This window comes from Pseudomonas sp. X4, from assembly GCF_040784925.1.
GTDB lineage: Bacteria > Pseudomonadota > Gammaproteobacteria > Pseudomonadales > Pseudomonadaceae > Aquipseudomonas > Aquipseudomonas putida_Z.
Genome location: NZ_CP160798.1, coordinates 3,790,884 through 3,810,152, shown reverse-complemented (window position 1 = coordinate 3,810,152; position 19,269 = coordinate 3,790,884). Strand labels below are relative to the sequence as shown.

The following is a 19,269-nucleotide window of genomic DNA, read 5'->3' as shown; positions in this document are numbered from 1 at the left end:
CGCCGTTGATCAGTGGGCTTTGTTGTATCCAAGGTAAAGCAGGGAGTGTGCCAACTGGTTTGCCTGTGCTGGCCTCTTCGCGGGTGAACCCGCTCCCACAGGGGATCTCCACAATTTTTCAGACCTGTACTGTACCTGTGGGAGCGGGTTTACCCGCGAAGAGGCCAGTACAGCAAATGCACATTCCAAGTGCATCACTCCCCATCTTGGAGCACATCAATACACATCCCGCCGATACCGCTTGGCCCTGCCCAGCGCTTCGACATAAGCCGCAGCCGCCGCTGCATCCATGCCGCCATGCTCGGCGACGATCGCCCGCAACGCCGCATCCACATCCTTGGCCATGCGCTGCGCATCGCCACACACATAGAAGTACGCCCCCGCCTCCAGCCACTGCCACAACTGCGCGCCTTGTTCGAGCATGCGCTGCTGCACGTAGACCTTCTCGGCCTGGTCGCGTGAAAACGCCGTGTCCAGACGCAGGTGCCCTGCAGCCTGCCAGGCCTGCAGCTGCTCCTGGTAATAGAAATCGGTGGCCGCGTACTGCTCGCCGAAGAACAGCCAGTTGGCCCCTTTCGCCCCACGTGCCTCTCGCTCTTCGAGGAAGGCCCTGAACGGCGCAATGCCGGTGCCGGGGCCCACCATGATCACCGGCACGCTGTCGTCCTCGGGCAGGCGAAAGTGCTTCGACACTTGCGGGAAGATGGCTACCTTCAGCGCCTGCGCACGGTCGGCAAGGAAGCTTGAACACACCCCTTTGCGCGCGCCATAGCGCACCGTGGAAACGGTCAGGTGCACCTGCTGCGGGTGCGCCAGCGGGCTGGAGCTGATCGAATACAGGCGCGGCTGCAACGGCTTGAGCAGCTCCAGCCAGCTGGCCAGCGGCAGCTGCTGGGGGAAGGTTCGCAGCACATCGACCAGTTGCCGCCCCCACAACCAGTCCTGCAGCTCGGCCTTGCACTCGGGCTGCAGCAGGCGCTGCAGGTCCGGGGCATTGCCGGCGAAGGCCTGCAGCTGCTGCGTGGTGACCTTGGCGATCTCCAGGTGCGCTTGCAGGGCTTCGGTCAGCGGCATGGCGGGCTGGCCTTTCAGCTGAACCATGGTCTGGCCATCGAGCTGCATCAGCACCAGCAGCTCGTCGACCAGGGCCGGACAGTTGCGCGGCCACACGCCCAAGGCATCACCGGCGGCATAGGTGAAGCCGCTGCCACTCAGGTCGAACACCAGTTGACGGGTTTCCTTGCTGGCACCCGGGCCGTTGAGCAGGCGGTTTTCCAGCAAGGTGGCAGCCCAGGGTTGCTGCTTGCCATAGCCCGCCACGGGCGCAGGCTCGGTGACCGGTTGCGGTGCGGCGGCGCTGCCTAGCGTAGGCAGCAGCGCATCCAGCCAGGCGGCGAAGGCGTCGTCGAAGTCCGGCTCGCAGTCCACGCGCTGCAGCAGGCGCCGCCCACCCAGCTCGGCCAGGCGTTGGTCGAGCTTGCGGCCAAAGCCGCAGAACTGGTCGTAACTGGAGTCGCCCAGGGCCAGCACGGCAAAAGGCAGTTCGGCGCAGTGGGCGCCCTCCTCGCCTTGCAAGGCGTGCCAGAATGCCGCTGCGCTGTCGGGCGCGTCGCCATCGCCAAAGGTGCTGGCGATCAGCACCACGCTGGCGGCGCCCTGCAGCTGGCGCGGGCTGACCGCTTCCATGCAACTGAGCTGCACGTCGAGGCCGGCACCGCGCAGGCGCTCGGCACAGCGTTCGGCCAACAGCTCGCCGTTGCCGGTTTGCGAAGCCCACAGCACCTGGTGCCGCGGTGCTATCAACGCCGCATCGGGCAGCACCGCCGGCTGGGCGAACAGCCCGGCCAGCAAGCCATCGACGAACAGCCGGCGGTTGGCGGCCAGCGGCGCACTGGCCGGCAGGCAGGGCACGCCCTCGGCGCGGGCCTGGTCCAGGCCCAGCAGGAAGCCTTGCAGGTAATGGCGCTCTTCCTCGGCCAGCACCGGAGCTGGCAGGGTGTCCAGGCCAAGCAGACGGGACAGGGTGGCGGTCGGCATGCGGGCAGGCTCCGGATTGGCAGTGTTCAGATCAAGGGCTTCGATGCGCTCACCGGCAACCCGCTCCAGGGTCACGGCACAATTCTTGAACGCCGGCTGCAGCGACAGCGGGTCGACCGCATCGCAGGTCACGGCGTTGATCGCCAGTTGCTCGCCGATCAGGTCATTCCAGTGGAACGGGGCAAAGCAGTTGCCAGGCATGACCCGGTCGCTGATTCGCGCGGGTAGCACGGCCTGCCCGCGGCGCGAGCGAATGGCCACCTGGTCCTTCTCGGCGATGCCCAGCCGGGCAGCATCGTCGCGGTGGATTTCCACGAAGGGGCCGGGCTCCAGCTTGTTCAGCGCCGGTACCTTGCCGGTCTTGGTCAGGGTGTGCCACTGGTGCTGCACGCGGCCGGTATTCAGCACCATGGGGTAATCGGCATCCGGCAGCTCCGCCGCCGGCAACCAGGGCCGGGCGAAGAAGCGGGCCTTGCCGCTGGCGGTCGGGAAGGCCAACACCGGGCACTCGCCCTGGGCATCGTGCAACAGCGTCTGGCTGCTGCCGTCGTTGCGATAGCGCAGCGGGCTGCGCGGGTTGTCGCGGCCCGGGGCGCAGGGCCACTGGTGCGGCTGCTCGCGCAGTTCGGCATAGCCGATGCCCCGCAGGTCGTAGCCGGTGGTTGGGTTGTGAAAGCGGCGGATCTCCTCGTACACCGCCTCGGCATCGGGGTAGTCGAAGGCGTCGGCATAGCCCATGGCGCAGGCGACCCGGGCGATGATCTGCCAGTCTGGCAGGCTCTGCCCGGGCGGTTCGACGGCACGTGGCATGAGGGTGAGGTTGCGCTCGCTGTTGATCATCACGCCCTCGCCTTCGGCCCACAGCGCAGCCGGTAGCAGGATGTCGGCGTAGCGGTTGGTCTCGGTGTCGAGGAAGGCATCCTGGGTAATCACCAGTTCGGCCTGGCGCAGGCCGTCGATCACTTGCTGGCGGTTGGCGACACTGGCCACCGGGTTGCTGCAGATGACCCAGCAGGCCTTTACCACGCCGCTTTTCATCTGCTCGAACAGCGCCACCGTGCCCTCGCCGCCTTCGCTGCGCAGGCTGCCCGGGGCCAGTTGCCACTGCTGCTCGACGAAGGCGCGGTCTTGCGCTACCAGCGCCGAGCGTTGGCCTGGCAGGCCGGGGCCCATGTAGCCCATCTCGCGGCCGCCCATGGCATTGGGTTGGCCGGTCAGCGAGAACGGCCCGCTGCCGGGGCGGCAGATGGCGCCCGTGGCCAGGTGCAGGTTGCAGATTGCATTGGTGTGCCAGGTGCCGTGGATGCTCTGGTTCAGGCCCATGGTCCAGCAGCTCATCCAGTTGCTGGCGCCGCCGATCCATTCGGCGGCCTTGATGATGTCGGCCTCGGCCAGCCCGGTGATGGCGGCCACCCGGTCAGGGGTGTAGTCATCAAGAAAGGCCGGCAGTTCGTCCCAGCCTTCGGTGTGGCGGGCGATGAAGTCGGGGTCGGTGTGGCCGTTACGCAGCAGCAGGTGCAGCAGGCCGTTGAGCAAGGCCATGTCGCTGCCGGGGCGCACCTGCAGGAACAGGTCGGCCTTGTCGGCGGTGGCGCTACGCCGCGGGTCGACGACGATCAGCTTGGCACCCGCCTTGACCCGGTCGAGCAGGCGCAGGAACAGGATCGGGTGACAGTCGGCCATGTTGGCGCCGATCACCAGGAATACGTCGGCGTGCTCGAAGTCCTGGTAGCTGCCGGGCGGGCCATCGGCACCGAGCGACAGCTTGTAGCCGCTGCCGGCGCTGGCCATGCACAGGCGCGAGTTGGACTCGATGTGACGGGTGCGGATAAAGCCCTTGGCCAGCTTGTTGGCCAGGTACTGGGCCTCCAGCGACATCTGCCCGGACACGTACAGCGCCAGGGCGTCGGGGCCGTACTGGTCGATGATGCCGCGCAAACGCCCGGCGGCGGCGGCGATGGCCTGGTCGATGCCGGTACGCGCTGGCTGCTGGCTGCGCTGCTGGCGCACATAGGCATCCTCCATGCGCCCGGCGGCGGTCAGCGGCAGGTGTGCGGTGAGGCCTTTGGTGCACAGGCGGCCGAAGTTGCTGGGGTGCTGCTTGTCGCCGCTGATCTTGCCGACCTTGCCATCGGCAACGCTCATGACGATGCCGCAACCAACGCCGCAGTAGGGGCAGACGCTGCGCACTTCGCTGTTGGCCATGGGCGGGCTCCTGTAGGGAACGCAAAAAGGCGCCGGCTGCCCCTGCTTGCTGGGCAAGCGGGGCAACACGGCGCCTTTGTCGTGAAGTTTTGTGGGCTGTCGACGTTGATAGCCCTGGGTAGCGGTAGATCAGCAATTAATGGGCCAGCTGTGCCGGCCTCTTCGCGGGTGAACCCGCTCCCACAGGTACATCACTGCCCTCAGGCCTTGCGATATCCCTGTGGGAGCGGGTTCACCCGCGAAGGGGCCGGTACAGGCTGTGCACCATGCGATGGCAACCCCACACCCCATGGCGCTATGCTGGGGCACATTCCAGCACGAGCCACTGCCCTCCCCCCATGTCCCAGGTGATTATCAAGACCCCCGCCCAACTCGACCTGATGCGCCGCGCCGGCCAGCTGCTTGCCCAGGTGTTCGCCGACCTCGACAGCTTCATCCGCCCCGGCGTGACCACCATGCAGATCAATGACCGCGCCGAGGCGTTCATCGTCGGCACGCTCAAGGCCCGCCCGGCGAGCAAGGGCCAGTATGGTTTCCCCTATTCGCTCAACACCTCGGTGGACCATGTGGTGTGCCATGGCATGCCCAAGGTCGATGAAGTGCTGAAGGAAGGCTCGATCATCAACGTCGACATCACCCTGGAACAAGGCGGCTATATCGCCGACTCGTCAAAGATGTACAGCATCGGGCCGATCAGCGATGAGGCGCAGCGCCTGGTCGACACCACCTATGACGCGCTATGGAAAGGCATCGAACAGGTACGCCCCGGGGCTACGCTGGGTGATATCGGCCATGCCATCCAGACCCATGCCGAAGCGGCGGGCTACAGCGTCGTACGTGAGTATTGCGGGCATGGCATCGGCCAACAGATGCATGAAGGGCCGGAGGTGCTGCACATTGGCCAGCGCGGGATGGGCCTGAAGTTGAAGCCGGGGATGGTGTTTACCATCGAACCGATGATCAACCAGGGCGGACGCGGGACGCGCACGCTGAAGGATGGCTGGACGGTGATTACCCGCGACCACAGCTTGTCGGCGCAGTGGGAGCATACGGTGGCGGTGACCGAGGATGGGGTTGAGGTGCTCACCTTACGGGAAGAAGAGCGTCGCCGCTGAGATTGCCGGGGCTGCGTCGCAGCCCATTCGCCGGCAAGCCAGCTCCCACAGGTATAGCGTAAGGCTTGAGATCAATGCGGTCGAGGTGGGAGCTGGCTTGCCGGCGATGAGGCCCTGACAGGCAATACAAGATAGTTTTTTGCCAAAGGCAGAAACAAAAAAAGCGACCCTAAGGTCGCTTTTTTTGTTACTTCCGGGTGTTCAGTAGGCCCTGGAAGTGGAATATGGCGCAGCGGACGGGACTCGAACCCGCGACCCCCGGCGTGACAGGCCGGTATTCTAACCGACTGAACTACCGCTGCGCTAAACATCGAGTGGTGGGTGATGACGGGATCGAACCGCCGACCCTCTGCTTGTAAGGCAGATGCTCTCCCGGCTGAGCTAATCACCCATGTCTCTCGGTGTGGCGCGCATTCTACGGGCGACTTGGCGCTCTGGCAAGCACTTATCGAACTTTTTGCAAAATTCGCGAAAACACCAAATCGCAGGCACAAAAAAAGCGACCCTGAGGTCGCTTTCTCTGTTACTTCCGGGTGTTCAGTAGGCCCTGGAAGTGAAATATGGCGCAGCGGACGGGACTCGAACCCGCGACCCCCGGCGTGACAGGCCGGTATTCTAACCGACTGAACTACCGCTGCGCTAAACATCGAGTGGTGGGTGATGACGGGATCGAACCGCCGACCCTCTGCTTGTAAGGCAGATGCTCTCCCGGCTGAGCTAATCACCCTTCGTCTCGGTGTGGCGCGCATTCTACGGACGGCCCCGTACCCTGGCAAGCACTTTTTTAACTTTTTTCAAAAAAAACCTCAGGCCTTTCAAAGACCTAGCGTTGCCACGTGCATCTTTACATTCAGCTACAGCTACTGGCACTCCGACAGGGTTGGCCTGAGAGCACCGCTCGGAGAATAATGCCCGCCTTATGCATTAAGGAGAGATTGCCCCTCATGTGGTTCAAGAACCTGCTGACCTACCGCCTGACCCAGGAAGTCCCGTTCGAGCCTGAAGCGCTGGAAGCGGCCCTGGCCAGCAAGCCGGCCCGCCCCTGCGCCAGCCAGGAGCTGACCACCTATGGTTTCGTCGCGCCATTCGGCAAGGGCGAAGACGCTCCCCTGGTGCATGTCAGCGGCGAGTACCTGCTGATTGCCGCGCGCAAGGAAGAACGCATCCTGCCCAGCAGCGTGGTCAACGACGCGGTGAAGGAAAAGGTCGAAGAGATCGAGACCGAGCAGATGCGCAAGGTCTATAAAAAGGAACGCGACCAGATCAAGGACGAGATCATCCAGGCCTTCCTGCCGCGCGCGTTCATCCGCCGCTCGATGATCTTCGCTGCCATTGCCCCGCGCCTGGGCGTGATCCTGGTCAACTCGGCCAGCGCCAAGCGTGCCGAAGACCTGCTGTCGACCCTGCGTGAAGTGATGGGCTCGCTGCCGGTGCGCCCGGCCACCGTGAAAATCGCACCGGTTGCCACCATGACCGAGTGGGTCAAGTCGCAGGAAGCTGCCGAAGGCTTCTATGTGCTGGACGAGTGCGAACTGCGCGACACCGCCGAAGATGGCGGTATCGTGCGCTGCAAGCGCCAGGACCTCACCGGCGAGGAAATCCAGCTGCACCTGAGCACTGGCAAGGTGGTTACCCAGCTGGCCCTGGCCTGGCAGGACAAGCTGTCGTTCATTCTGGATGACAAGATGGTGATCAAGCGCCTGAAGTTCGAAGAGCTGCTGCAGGAGCAGGCCGAACAGGATGGTGGCGATGAGGCTGCGCAGCAGTTCGATGCCAGCTTCCAGCTGATGATGATGACCTTTGCCGAATTCCTGCCGGTGCTGTTCGAAGCGCTGGGTGGGGAAGAGATTCCGCAAGGGGTCTGACTGGTTTTGAAATGCCGGTGCTGGCCTTGGAATGATTTTTGGCAGTGCCGGCCCTTTCGCGGCGGTTCGACGCCTCGATGAACCCGCTCCCACAGGAACCGCACAGGCTTCGAATCTTGTGCAGTACCTGTGGGAGCGGGTTCATCGAGGCGTCGAACCGCCGCGAAAGGGCCAGTGAAATCAATAACGCTATAAACAGAAAAGGAATTGCCCTCATGCGTGCCCTCGCCGCCCTCAGCCGCTTCGTCGGCAATACCTTCGCCCTGTGGGTGCTGGTGTTCGCCGTACTGGCCTTCCTGCAACCGCAATGGTTCATCGCCCTGAAGGTGGCCATCGTGCCGCTGCTGGGCTTGGTGATGTTCGGCATGGGCCTCACTCTCAAGCTCGATGACTTCGCCGCCCTCGCCCGCCAGCCCTGGCGGGTGATGCTGGGTGTGGTCGCGCACTTCGTGATCATGCCGGGCATGGCATGGCTGCTGTGCCAGCTGTTCCACCTGCCGCCGGAAATCGCCGTGGGCGTGATCCTGGTTGGCTGCTGCCCGAGCGGCACGGCGTCGAACGTGATGGTCTGGCTGTCCCGCGGCGACCTGGCGCTGGCGGTGGCGATCGCTGCGGTGACCACCCTGCTCGCCCCGCTGCTGACTCCGGCGCTGATCTGGTTCCTGGCCTCGGCCTGGCTGCCGGTGTCCTTCATGGACATGTTCTGGTCGATCCTGCAGTTGGTGATGCTGCCGATCGTGCTCGGCGTACTGGCCCAGCGGCTGCTTGGCGCGCGGGTGCAGGCGGCGGTGCAGGTGCTGCCGCTGGTATCGGTGGTGAGTATCGTGATGATCGTGTGCGCGGTGGTGGCGGCCAGCCAGGCGAAGATCGCCGAGTCGGGGCTGCTGATCATGGCGGTGGTGATATTGCACAACAGCTTCGGCTACTTGCTGGGGTACCTGACCGGCAGGCTGTGCAAGCTGCCACTGGCACAGCGCAAGTCGCTGGCGCTGGAGGTGGGCATGCAGAACTCCGGGCTGGGCGCGGCACTGGCGGCGGCGCATTTTTCGCCGCTGGCTGCGGTGCCGAGTGCGTTGTTCAGCGTTTGGCACAATATTTCCGGGGCGCTGCTGTCGACCTGGTTCCGGCGCATGGGGGAACCTGTGGCAGAAGCTGAAGGTGGGGAGCCGGCCAGGCATTGATGTTGCCTGCACTGGCCCTTTCGCGGGTAAACCCGCTCCCACAGGTACTGCACAAGTCTGAAAGTTGTGGATATCCCTGTGGGAGCGGGTTTACCCGCGAAGAGGCCCGCACAGGCTTGCCCAGAGGGCTGCATATGTGCACCATGGCACCCACTGTGAGGACGACCTCACGACGCACCGCGTGACCATTCCGGGGACGGCCCCATCATTCACAACGATGGAGACGCACCATGTCCTGGATCATCCTGTTCTTCGCCGGCCTGTTCGAGGTCGGCTGGGCCGTAGGCCTGAAATACACCGACGGCTTCAGCAAGCCTCTGCCCACCGTCCTCACCGTCGCCGCCATGGCCATCAGCCTGGGCCTGCTGGGCCTGGCCATGAAAGAGCTGCCGTTGGGTACCGCCTATGCCATCTGGACCGGCGTCGGCGCCGTCGGCACGGTGATCGCCGGCATCATCCTGTTCGGCGAGTCCATGGCCCTGGTACGCCTGGTCAGCGTGGCGCTGATCATTACCGGCCTGGTCGGCCTGAAAGTCAGCGCCAGCTGACGCCCTCCCCTAGCGCAGGTTGCCGCGCAGGCGGCTGACCTGCTCACGCAAGGCTTCTGGCTGCGCCGCCTCCACCGGGATGGCGGCGCCTGCCACGATGGTCACCCGCGACCACAGGCGCTTGAAAAAGCCCTTGGCCGGGTCACGGCTGAAGAAGCTGCCCCACAGCCCCTGCAAGGCCAACGGAATGACCGGAACCGGGGTTTCTTCGAGGATGCGGTTGACGCCACCCTTGAACACATCGATTTCGCCATCCCCGGTCAGCTTGCCTTCAGGGAAGATGCATACCAGCTCGCCATCGGCCAGGTACTCGGCAATGCGCGCGAAAGCACGTTCGTAGATGGCCAGGTCTTCGTTGCGCCCGGCAATCGGGATGGCGCCTGCGGTGCGGAACACGAAGTTGAGTACCGGCAGGTTGTAGATCTTGTAGTACATGACGAAGCGGATCGGCCGGCGGATCGCCCCACCCAGCAGCAGCGCATCGACGAACGACACGTGGTTGCACACCAGCAGCGCCGCGCCTTCGTCGGGGATGCGTTCGAGGTCGCGGTGCTGCACGCGGTACATCGAATGGCTGAGCAGCCAGATCAGGAAGCGCATGGTGAACTCGGGCACGATCCTGAAGATATAGGCGTTGACCGCGATGTTGAGCAGCGACACCACCAGGAACAGCTGCGGGATGGTCAGCTCGGCCAGGCCCAGCAGGATGATGGTGAGCACTGCCGACACCACCATGAACAGGGCATTGAGGATGTTGTTGGCAGCGATCACCCGGGCGCGCTGGTCTTCGGCGGTGCGGGCCTGGATCAGTGCATACAGCGGTACGATGTAGAAGCCGCCGAACACCCCAAGGCCGACGATCGACAGCAGGATCCACCAGGCCTGGCCCATGCCCAACAGCGCCAGCCAGTCGTGCGGTGCCGCCGCAGCCGGTACATCGCCGGAGTGCCACCACCAAAGCAGGCCGAACAGGCTCAGGCCGAACGAGCCGAACGGCACCAGGCCGATTTCCACCTTGCGCCCGCTCAGCCGCTCGCACAGCAGCGAACCCAAGGCAATCCCCACCGAGAACAGCGTCAGCACCAGTGTCACCACCGTGCCATCACCGTGCAGCCAGTCCTTGGCGTAGGCCGGGATCTGCGTGAGGTAGATGGCACCGACGAACCAGAACCACGAGTTGCCGACGATCGAGCGCGACACCGCCGGCGGCTGCCCCAGGCCCATGCGCAGGATCGCCCACGACTGCCTGAAGATGTTCCAGTCCAGCGGCATTTGCGGTGAAGCGGCAGCGGCCCGCGGGATCCAGCGGCTGGCCAGGTAACCAAGCACGGCGGTGCCGACCACGCCACCAGCCACCACGGTGGCATAGCTGTCGGCCGACATCATCACCCCGGCGCCGATGGTGCCGGCGAGGATGGCCAGGAAGGTACCGGTTTCCACCAGCCCGTTGCCGCCGACCAGTTCTTCTTCGCGCAGGGCCTGCGGCAGGATCGAGTACTTCACCGGGCCGAACAGCGCCGAGTGGGTCCCCATGCCGAACAGCGCCACCAGCATCAGCGCCAGGTGGTTGGTGATGAAGCCGAGCGCGCCTACCGCCATGATCGCGATCTCGGCCAGCTTGATGGCCCGGATCAGCGCATCCTTGGCGAACTTCTCGCCAAACTGCCCACCCAGCGCCGAAAACAGGAAGAACGGCAGGATGAACAGCAGGGCGCACAGGTTGACCCAGATCGAACGGTCACCGTCGCCCAGGCTGAGCTTGAACAGGATCGCCAGGATCAGCGACTGCTTGAACAGGTTGTCGTTGAAGGCACCCAGCGACTGGGTGATGAAAAACGGCAGGAAACGCCGCTTGCCGAGCAAGGTGAATTGCGAGGAGTGACTCATCGTCCTTGGTCCTGAGGGCTTTTCAATTGGAGGCGCGCCGGGCGCGACAAGCCACAAATCTGCATGGGAAATGCACTGACTGGCAAGCGCTCGTAGATTTCGCAGGGCTGTACCGCCCCTGTGGGAGCGGGCGTGCCCGCGAAAGGCCTGCGCAGCAGGCCTCTGTTGGCATATTCTGGCCCCCGGCAAAACAGAACAACAAGGATGTGTAATGCTCGCCGCCATCAAATGCTACCCGCACACTGTGCGCCTGCTGCTCACCACCACCTTCACCCTCACCGTCGCCCGTGCCCTTACCCTGCCCTACCTGGTGGTGTACCTGGCCGACAACTTCCAGCTGCCGATCAGCCAGATCGGCCTGCTGATCGGTGGCGCGCTGATCATCGCCTCGCTGCTGAGCCTGTATGGCGGCCACCTGGTGGATACCTTGCGCAACCACACACTGGTCAGCGCCAGCACCCTGCTGTTTGCCCTGGCCTTCGTCGGCGCGGTCGTCAGCAATTCGGCGCTGCTGTTCTTTCTCTGCCTGGTACTGATCAATCTGGCACTGGCAGTGGTCGACATCGCCGCCAAGGCGGGCTTCTGCGCCTTGCTGCCGGTGGAGGAACGGGCCGAAGTGTTCGCCATCAAGTACACCCTCAGCAACGTCGGCTACGCCGCCGGCCCGCTGCTGGGCGTGGCCATGCTGGAGCTGAACGACCATATGCCGTTCATCGCCTCTGCCCTGCTCGGCCTGGCCATGTGCCTGGCCTACTGGCGCCTGGGTGACCGCAGCCTGCAGGCCAGTGCACCGGACAAGCCCGGGGCCGGCTTTGGCCAGGTGGCGCTGGGGCTGGCCCGTGACCGGCGGCTGGTATGCTTCACCTTGGGCGGGGTGCTGAGCGCGGTGGTGTTCGGCCAGTTCACCGCCTACCTGTCACAGTACCTGGTGGTGACCAGCAGCCCGGCCGAGGCGGCGCGCCTGATCGGTTACCTGGTGACCACCAACGCGGTGACGGTGATTGCCCTGCAGTACCTGATCGGCCGCCGCATCAGCCGCCAGCGCCTGATGCCCTGGCTGCTGGCCGGCATGGGCCTGTTCATCGCAGGGCTACTGGGCTTTGCCCTGGCCGGTTCGGCGCTGGCGTGGTGCCTGGCGATGCTGGTGTTCACCCTGGGCGAGATCATCGTGATCCCGGCCGAGTACATGTTCATCGACCTGATCGCGCCGGAGCACTTGCGTGGGGTGTATTACGGTGCGCAGAACCTGTCCAACCTCGGTGCGGCGCTGGGGCCGGTGATGGTGGGGTTTGCCCTGGTACATCTGTGGCCGGGGGCGATCTTCTACCTGCTGGTGTTGTCGGTGATACTGGCGGGGGTGTTTTATTGGCTGGGTACCCGCAAAGGATGATGTCTGCTCTGCTGGCCTCTTCGCGGGTGAACCCGCTCCCACAGGGACAGCGCCGCTTTCGAAGCCTGTGCAGTACCTGTGGGAGCGGGTTCACCCGCGATAGGGCCGGCACAGGTTAAAGAGAAACCTGCGACCAACTGCCACTGCGACCATCGTCTGCGCTGACGAAGCGGCACCTGCGTGCCAGACTGATTGATCGGGACCGCGTTATCTTTTTGCTTCGGAGTCTTCATGTCGTTGTCCAGCGGGCTGATCGCCGTGGTCGCCCTGGCCTATATGGCCATCATGTTCGCCATCGCCTTCTACGGCGACCGCCGCAGCACGCCGTTGCCGCCGAAGCTGCGTGCCTGGGTGTACAGCCTGTCGCTGGCCGTGTACTGCACCAGCTGGACCTTTTTCGGCGCGGTCGGCCAGGCCGCCGAACAGCTCTGGGCATTCCTGCCGATCTACCTGGGCCCGGTGCTGCTGCTGATCTTCGCGCCCTGGGTGCTGCAGAAGATGGTGCTGATCAGCAAGCAACAGAACATCACCTCGATCGCCGACTTCATCGCCGCGCGCTACGGCAAGTCGCAGTCCCTGGCGGTGGTCGTGGCGCTGATCTGCCTGGTCGGCGTGCTGCCGTACATCGCCTTGCAGCTCAAGGGCATCGTGCTGGGCGTGAACCTGCTGATCGGCGCCAATGCCGACGCCACCGGCACCCGCGTGCAGGACACCGCGCTGGTGGTGTCGCTGGTACTGGCACTGTTCGCCATCGTCTTCGGTACCCGCAGCCTGGACGTGACCGAACACCACCGTGGCATGGTCCTGGCGATTGCCTTCGAATCGCTGATCAAGCTGCTGGCCTTCCTCGCCGTGGGCATCTTCATCGTCTTCAACCTGTATGACGGCTTCGACGACCTGTTCAGCCAGGCCCGCCAGTCGATCCACCTGCAGGATTATTGGCAGGAAACCATCAACTGGCCGTCGATGGTGGTGCAGACCGCCGTGGCGATGATGGCGATCATCTGCCTGCCACGGCAGTTCCACGTCACCGTGGTGGAGAACATCGAACCCCAGGACATGCGCCTGGCGCGCTGGGTATTCCCGATGTACCTGGCGCTGGCCGCGCTGTTCGTGGTGCCGATCGCCCTGGCCGGGCAGATGCTGCTGCCGGGCACGGTGATCTCCGATTCGTTCGTCATCAGCCTGCCGCTGGCCGAGGCACACCCGAGCCTGGCCCTGCTGGCATTCATCGGTGGTGCCTCGGCGGCCACCGGCATGGTCATCGTCGAGGCCGTGGCGCTGTCGACCATGGTCTCCAACGACATGCTGCTGCCCTGGCTGCTGCGCCGTACCAACGCCGAGCGGCCGTTCGAGGCGTTCCGCCACTGGATGCTCTCGGTACGCCGGGTGACCATCGTGGTGATCCTGCTGCTGGCGTATGTCAGCTACCGCCTGCTGGGCTCCACCGCCAGCCTGGCGACCATCGGCCAGATCGCCTTCGCCGCCGTGACCCAGCTGACCCCGGCCATGCTCGGTGCGCTGTACTGGAAGCAGGCCAACCGCCGCGGCGTGTTCGCTGGCCTGGCCGCAGGTATTTTCCTGTGGTTCTACACCTTGGTGCTGCCGATTGCCGCGCACAGCGTGGGCTGGTCGCTGCAGCTGTTCCCAGGGTTGGCGTGGCTGCACGGCAACCCGCTGAACCTGCCGATCAGCCCACTGACCCAGGGCGTGGTGCTGTCGCTGGCGGGCAACTTCACCCTGTTCGCCTGGGTCTCGGTGCTGTCGCGCACGCGGGTTTCCGAGCATTGGCAAGCCGGCCGCTTCATCGGCCAGCAGACCAGCGCCAGGCCCAGCAGCAAGCCGCTGCTGGCGGTGCAGATCGACGACCTGCTGACCCTGGCCTCGCGCTTTGTCGGCGAAGAACGCGCCCGGCAGAGCTTCATCCGCTTCGCCTACCGCCAGGGCAAGGGCTTCAACCCCAACCAGAACGCCGACGGCGACTGGATCGAACACACCGAACGCCTGTTGGCCGGCGTGCTCGGCACCTCGTCGACCCGCGCGGTGGTCAAGGCCGCCATCGAAGGCCGCGACATGCAGCTGGAAGACGTGGTGCGTATCGCCGACGAAGCCAGCGAGGTGCTGCAGTTCAACCGCGCCCTGCTGCAAGGGGCCATCGAGAACATCAACCAGGGCATCAGCGTGGTCGACCAGAACCTGCACCTGGTGGCCTGGAACCGCCGTTACCTGGAACTGTTCAACTACCCCGACGGGCTGATCAGCGTGGGCCGGCCGATCGCCGACATCATCCGCTACAACGCCGAGCGTGGCCTGTGCGGCCCGGGCGAGGCGCAGGTGCATGTGGCGCGGCGCCTGCACTGGATGCGCCAGGGCCGTGCGCACTCCTCCGAGCGCTTGTTCCCCAATGGCCGGGTGATCGAACTGATCGGCAACCCGATGCCGGGTGGCGGTTTCGTCATGAGCTTCACCGACATCACCCCGTTCCGCGAGGCCGAGCAGGCCCTGCGCGATGCCAACGAAGGCCTGGAGCAACGGGTGGCGGAACGCACCCAAGAGCTGTCGCAACTGAACCAGGCGTTGTCCGAAGCCAAGAGCCGTGCCGAAGCGGTGAGCCAGTCCAAGACCCGTTTCCTGGCTGCAGTCAGCCATGACCTGATGCAGCCGCTGAACGCCGCCCGGCTGTTTTCCGCCGCCTTGTCGCAGCAGGCCGAGGGCATGAATGAAGAGGCCCGGCAACTGGTGCAGCACATGGACAGCTCGCTGCGCTCGGCCGAAGAGCTGATCAGCGACCTGCTGGACATCTCGCGCCTGGAAAACGGCAAGATCACCCCGGATGCCAAGCCCTTTGCCCTCAACGAGCTGTTCGACACCCTGGGCGCCGAATTCAAGGTGCTGGCCGCCGAGAAGGGCCTGGAGTTCCGCCTGCGCGGCAGCCGCCTGCGGGTGGACAGCGACATGAAGCTGCTGCGCCGGGTGCTGCAGAACTTCCTGACCAACGCCCTGCGCTATGGCAAGAGCCCGATCCTGCTGGGCGCACGGCGCCAGGGTGAACAGTTGTGGCTTGAGGTGTGGGACCGCGGCCCGGGCATCGCCGACGACAAGCTGCAGGTGATTTTCCAGGAGTTCAAGCGCCTGGACAGCCACCAGACCCGCGCCGAGAAGGGCCTGGGCCTGGGCCTGGCGATCGCCGACGGCCTGTGCCGGGTGCTGGGGCACAAGCTGGAAGTGCGCTCATGGCCGGGCAAGGGCACGGTGTTCCGCGTCAGCGTACCGATTGCCCGCCAAGCCGCCCCGGCGCCCACCGCCCCGGTGGAACAGGGTGGCCAGCCACTGGCCGGGCTGCAGGTACTGTGCGTGGACAACGAAGACAGCATCCTGATCGGCATGAACAGCCTGCTCAGCCGCTGGGGTTGCCAGGTGTGGACCGCGCGCAACCGCGCCGAATGCGAAGCCCTGCTGGCCAAGGGCATGCGCCCGCACCTGGCGCTGGTGGACTACCACCTGGACGACGGCGAGACCGGTACCGGGCTGATGGGCTGGCTACGCGCGCGCCTGGGTGAGCCGGTGCCGGGCGTGGTGATCAGCGCCGACGGCAGCAAGGAAACCATCGCCATGGTGCATGCCTCTGGCCTGGACTACCTGGCCAAGCCGGTCAAGCCGGCGGCCCTGCGCGCCATGCTCAATCGCCATCTGAGCCTGGTTCAGTAAGCGCTTCGTCCGGCAACGCCTCGTCGGACAGCGCCCGCTCCAGAAGGTCGGCAGGCAAGCTCTTGCTGGCGCGGGCGCCCAGCAGCTTCAGCTGTTCGCTGCGGCTGACCAGGTTGCCGCGCCCTTCGCACAGCTTGTTGCGCGCGGCGGCATAGGCCTTGTCCACCTGCTGCAGGCGGCTGCCCAACTCGTCCAGGTCCTGGATGAACAGCACGAACTTGTCGTACAGCCAGCCGGCGCGCTCGGCGATCTCGCGGGCGTTCTGGCCCTGGCGTTCCTGCTTCCACAGGCTGTCGATCACCCGCAAGGTGGCCAGCAAGGTGGTCGGGCTGACGATCACGATCTGCCGGTCGAAGGCTTCCTGGAACAGGTTCGGCTCCGCCTGCAGGGCTGCCGAGAAGGCGGCCTCGATCGGCACGAACAGCAGCACGAAATCCAGGCTGTGCAGGCCTTCGAGGCGGTTGTAGTCCTTGCTCGACAGGCCTTTGACGTGGCTGCGCAGCGACTGCACATGCTGCTTGAGCGCGGCCTCGTCGTTGCCGGCGACGAACTGCTGGTAGGCGGTGAGGCTGACCTTGGCATCCACCACTACCTGCTTGTCGCCGGGCAGCATGATCAGCACATCAGGCTGGAAGCGCTCGCCATCGGCGCTCTTGAGGCTGACCTGGGTCTGGTATTCGCGGCCCTTTTCCAGGCCGGCATGCTCCAGTACCCGTTCGAGGATCAGCTCCCCCCAGTTGCCCTGGGTTTTCTGGCCCTTCAGCGCCTGGGTCAGGTTGGTGGCTTCGTCGGACAGGCGCAGGTTGAGTTGCTGCAGGCGCTCCAGCTCCTTGCCCAGCGAGAAGCGCTCGCGGGCTTCCTGCTGGTAGCTCTCCTCCACGCGTTTTTCGAAAGCCTGGATGCGTTCCTTGAGCGGGTCGAGCAACTGGCCGAGATGCTGCTGGCTGGTCTGGGCGAAGCGCTGCTCGCGCTCGTCGAAGATCTTGGTAGCCATGTCGGCGAACTGGGCGCGCAGGGTGTCGCGGGCTTCCTGCAGGTCTTCCAGGCGCTGCTGGTGGCTTTCCTGCTGCTCGCGCAGTTCGGCGTCCAGGCGTGCGGTCTGGGCCTCCAGGCGGCGCAGTTCGGCTTCGCGGTTGGCACGCTCGAGGTTCCAGGCGTGGGCGGCGTCACGGGCGTTGTCGCGGTCGATCTGCAGCAGTTCCAGCTCACGCCCCTGGGCGGCCAGCTGGGTCTGCTTGACGGTGTTGGCTTCGCTGAGGTCGCTGACCTCGTCGCGGCTGGCATCCAGTTGCGCCTGCAGGCCGGCCAGGGCCAGCTGGGCAGCATTGAGGCGCTCTTCGAGCAAGGCCTGCTCGCCTTGCCGCGCACCCTGGCGGCGCTGCACCTGCATGACCCAACCCAGGCAAGGTAATGCACCTGCCACCAAGCCCAGCAGAATGCTGGCCAGATCCACTGTCATGCTTACCCCGATCGCTCTGTTGCAAATTGAGTGCAGCTTATCAGCCTGGCAGGTGTGTTGCCTGTTCCGGCCCTATCGCCGGCAAGCCAGCTCCCACAGGTACAGCGACAACCTCGAGAGCAACGCTGTACCTGTGGGAGCTGGCTTGCCGGCGATAGGGCCAGTGCTGACAACACACCTCAGGCATGGAACCACTGCCTCAAAAGCCGCCGCGCTTCCTGCGACCCCTGCCCCGCCGCCAGCTCCAGCCAGTACCGCGCCTGCTCCGGCTCGCTGTGCTGGCACAGCCGCGCATACTCCAGCTGCGCCCGCCGATCACCAGCGCGGGCGGCCTGGCGCAGCAGTTCATGGCCAATACGACGGTCACGGGCATTGCCGCAATCGCGGCACAACATCTGCCCCAGGCGGCTTTGCGCCACGACCACGCCCTGGCGCGCCGGCTGTTTCAACAGGCGCCCGGCCAGGTGCTTGACCTGCGGCTTGTCACCCAGGCGCGGGTTGTCGAGCAGCCACAAGGCCACTTTGAGAGAGAAACGTTTGGGGGGAGGCGCAGGCGTCGATGCAGCGGGGCTGGCGAGGGGTTTACCGCGAAACTTCATGAGCAACAGGTTTGGCAACTCGAAAGGCGCGCCACTCTACCCTTTTTCTTGCGCCTTGGCCTTTCGATTTCCGGAGGATTGAAAAAAATTTTCAATGATCTTTTCTTGACGTTTTCAAGTGGATGACCAACAGGTCTCCCGGAGCATGTCGATTGTCGGACAGTTCAATGTATTGCTGGCACGCCCGTCCTAGAGCAAGCGCTCGGGACAATCCACAGTTCCTGTGGATAACTCGGTGGACAACCCCCTCCTATCCCCCGCAACCCCCCATGAATTGGGGCTTTCGCTCAAACTGACGATTTTTTCACCAGCTAAAAATAGTGTTTTTTTTCATTGACTTAACCGCCCAGTCAAGGCATTGGCGAGGCTGTCGTGGCGTGTTGCCAGGCAGTTGCAAGCGCTGCTCCGAATGTGAACAAGTGCACCATAAACCTTCATTTGAGTGCACGAAATCGGTACATCAGGCCGGATGCGGGCCTTTTGCCCCCTCTTCCCAGCAGGGCAAATACGCGCCATACTGCTCGGCTCACCTGAACAAACATGAAATGCTTGCCAAGCGCCTGTATTTCCGCTAAGGTGCGCCTCGTTAGTACCAAGCTGAAAGTCAATTCTGGCCTCAAGCGTCCTTGCAGACCCGCCCCTCCCAAGGGTGGCGCTGCTGAAACCAAGACCGGCCCATTCGATGATTCACTCGCCAGCCACGCGCTGTTCAAGCACGAATCACGTGACAGATTGATCAGGATTCCACACCGACGGCCTAGAACCTTGGCCCCGGCGTGCTGCCTGCCTTCTGAAGTACCTACCAGTCAGCCCATGCGCCCACCTTTGATTGCGCTCCCTCTGGCTGCCCTGTTCCAGTCAGGTTCGTTCGTCCCTTAATAAAGGCGTCACTGGAACGTTTCTATCATGCACGGATCATAACCCCGTGTTTAAAGCAGGAACCTCCAACAATATGCAAACTCATCATCAGATTCAGGCTGCCATTGGCACCCTCTCCCAGGCCTTCTCGCCGTTGAAGTGCCTCATCGTTGCCCCTCGCAAGGGCAGCTTCAGCTTTACCCTGGTAGACGAACACGGCGTCGCCTGCCACACCGAGCGCCTGTACCCCGAACAGTACAGCCGCAGTGAACCGCTGCAGGCGGTCATCGCCCGAACCCGTCAGTCGCTCACCGCGTGAGCGGCGAATACTGCGGTATTCAAGCGCTGAATCATCCCATCGCAAGCCTGCCTGAACGTTCGTGGCGTAATTGCCTTAAGGCATATAGCCCGGTACGT

11 protein-coding genes and 4 tRNA genes are annotated in these 19,269 nt (G+C 64.4%); 7 read left to right on the top strand and 8 right to left on the bottom strand.

What is annotated here, in order from left to right:
• Positions 1-216 precede the first annotated feature (216 nt).
• On the bottom strand, positions 217-4,242 hold the full coding sequence (locus ABX298_RS17010; protein ID WP_367393360.1) for a molybdopterin-dependent oxidoreductase: 4,026 nt from the start codon (positions 4,240-4,242) through the stop codon (positions 217-219).
• 266 nt (positions 4,243-4,508) lie between these two features.
• On the opposite strand from ABX298_RS17010, the gene map reads away from it, so the two are divergent.
• Positions 4,509-5,357 (top strand): type I methionyl aminopeptidase, encoded by an 849-nt coding sequence (gene map, locus ABX298_RS17005; protein ID WP_084785070.1) that lies wholly within the window; start codon positions 4,509-4,511, stop codon positions 5,355-5,357.
• Between the two features lie 225 nt (positions 5,358-5,582).
• Here map and ABX298_RS17000 read toward each other — a convergent pair.
• The 4 genes from ABX298_RS17000 to ABX298_RS16985 form a co-directional block, all read right to left on the bottom strand.
• Positions 5,583-5,659 (bottom strand) — tRNA-Asp (locus ABX298_RS17000).
• 13 nt (positions 5,660-5,672) lie between these two features.
• A tRNA-Val gene (locus tag ABX298_RS16995) sits at positions 5,673-5,748 on the bottom strand.
• A 170-nt stretch (positions 5,749-5,918) separates the two neighbouring features.
• Positions 5,919-5,995 (bottom strand) — tRNA-Asp (locus tag ABX298_RS16990).
• A gap of 13 nt (positions 5,996-6,008) precedes the next feature.
• Positions 6,009-6,084: transfer RNA gene (locus tag ABX298_RS16985), tRNA-Val, on the bottom strand.
• Between the two features lie 217 nt (positions 6,085-6,301).
• Here ABX298_RS16985 and rdgC point away from each other — a divergent pair.
• From rdgC to sugE, 3 genes are all read left to right on the top strand, one after another.
• Entirely contained in the window at positions 6,302-7,222 is a 921-nt protein-coding gene (gene rdgC / locus ABX298_RS16980; RefSeq protein ID WP_013971401.1) for a recombination-associated protein RdgC, read from the top strand.
• 215 nt (positions 7,223-7,437) lie between these two features.
• The gene (locus tag ABX298_RS16975) at positions 7,438-8,403 is read left to right on the top strand and encodes a bile acid:sodium symporter family protein (RefSeq protein WP_025338048.1); all 966 of its coding nucleotides are present in this window, start codon (positions 7,438-7,440) and stop codon (positions 8,401-8,403) included.
• A 230-nt stretch (positions 8,404-8,633) separates the two neighbouring features.
• A complete protein-coding gene (gene sugE, locus ABX298_RS16970) occupies positions 8,634-8,951 on the top strand; it encodes a quaternary ammonium compound efflux SMR transporter SugE (RefSeq protein ID WP_009686221.1) in 318 nt (105 codons plus the stop codon).
• A 9-nt stretch (positions 8,952-8,960) separates the two neighbouring features.
• On the opposite strand, the gene ABX298_RS16965 is transcribed toward sugE, so the two are convergent.
• Positions 8,961-10,838: an MFS transporter gene (locus ABX298_RS16965; RefSeq protein ID WP_015269262.1), complete on the bottom strand. Its 1,878-nt coding sequence runs from the start codon at positions 10,836-10,838 to the stop codon at positions 8,961-8,963.
• A gap of 211 nt (positions 10,839-11,049) precedes the next feature.
• Here ABX298_RS16965 and ABX298_RS16960 point away from each other — a divergent pair, with 211 nt between their 5' ends.
• Both ABX298_RS16960 and ABX298_RS16955 read left to right on the top strand, forming a co-directional pair.
• Positions 11,050-12,228 (top strand): MFS transporter, encoded by a 1,179-nt coding sequence (locus ABX298_RS16960; RefSeq protein WP_367393359.1) that lies wholly within the window; start codon positions 11,050-11,052, stop codon positions 12,226-12,228.
• 231 nt (positions 12,229-12,459) lie between these two features.
• A complete protein-coding gene (locus ABX298_RS16955) occupies positions 12,460-15,936 on the top strand; it encodes a hybrid sensor histidine kinase/response regulator (protein WP_025338044.1) in 3,477 nt (1,158 codons plus the stop codon).
• Here ABX298_RS16955 and rmuC read toward each other — a convergent pair.
• Together rmuC and ABX298_RS16945 are read right to left on the bottom strand one after the other, a co-directional pair.
• Positions 15,908-17,281, bottom strand: a complete 1,374-nt coding sequence (rmuC, locus tag ABX298_RS16950) for a DNA recombination protein RmuC (RefSeq protein ID WP_162276782.1) — start codon at positions 17,279-17,281, stop codon at positions 15,908-15,910. The genes ABX298_RS16955 and rmuC overlap by 29 nt on opposite strands.
• Positions 17,282-17,574: 293 nt before the next feature.
• Positions 17,575-17,994: a tetratricopeptide repeat protein gene (locus ABX298_RS16945; RefSeq protein WP_025338042.1), complete on the bottom strand. Its 420-nt coding sequence runs from the start codon at positions 17,992-17,994 to the stop codon at positions 17,575-17,577.
• A gap of 952 nt (positions 17,995-18,946) precedes the next feature.
• On the opposite strand from ABX298_RS16945, the gene ABX298_RS16940 reads away from it, so the two are divergent.
• Positions 18,947-19,171, top strand: a complete 225-nt coding sequence (locus ABX298_RS16940) for a hypothetical protein (protein WP_003257337.1) — start codon at positions 18,947-18,949, stop codon at positions 19,169-19,171.
• The last annotated feature ends 98 nt before the right edge of the window (positions 19,172-19,269 follow it).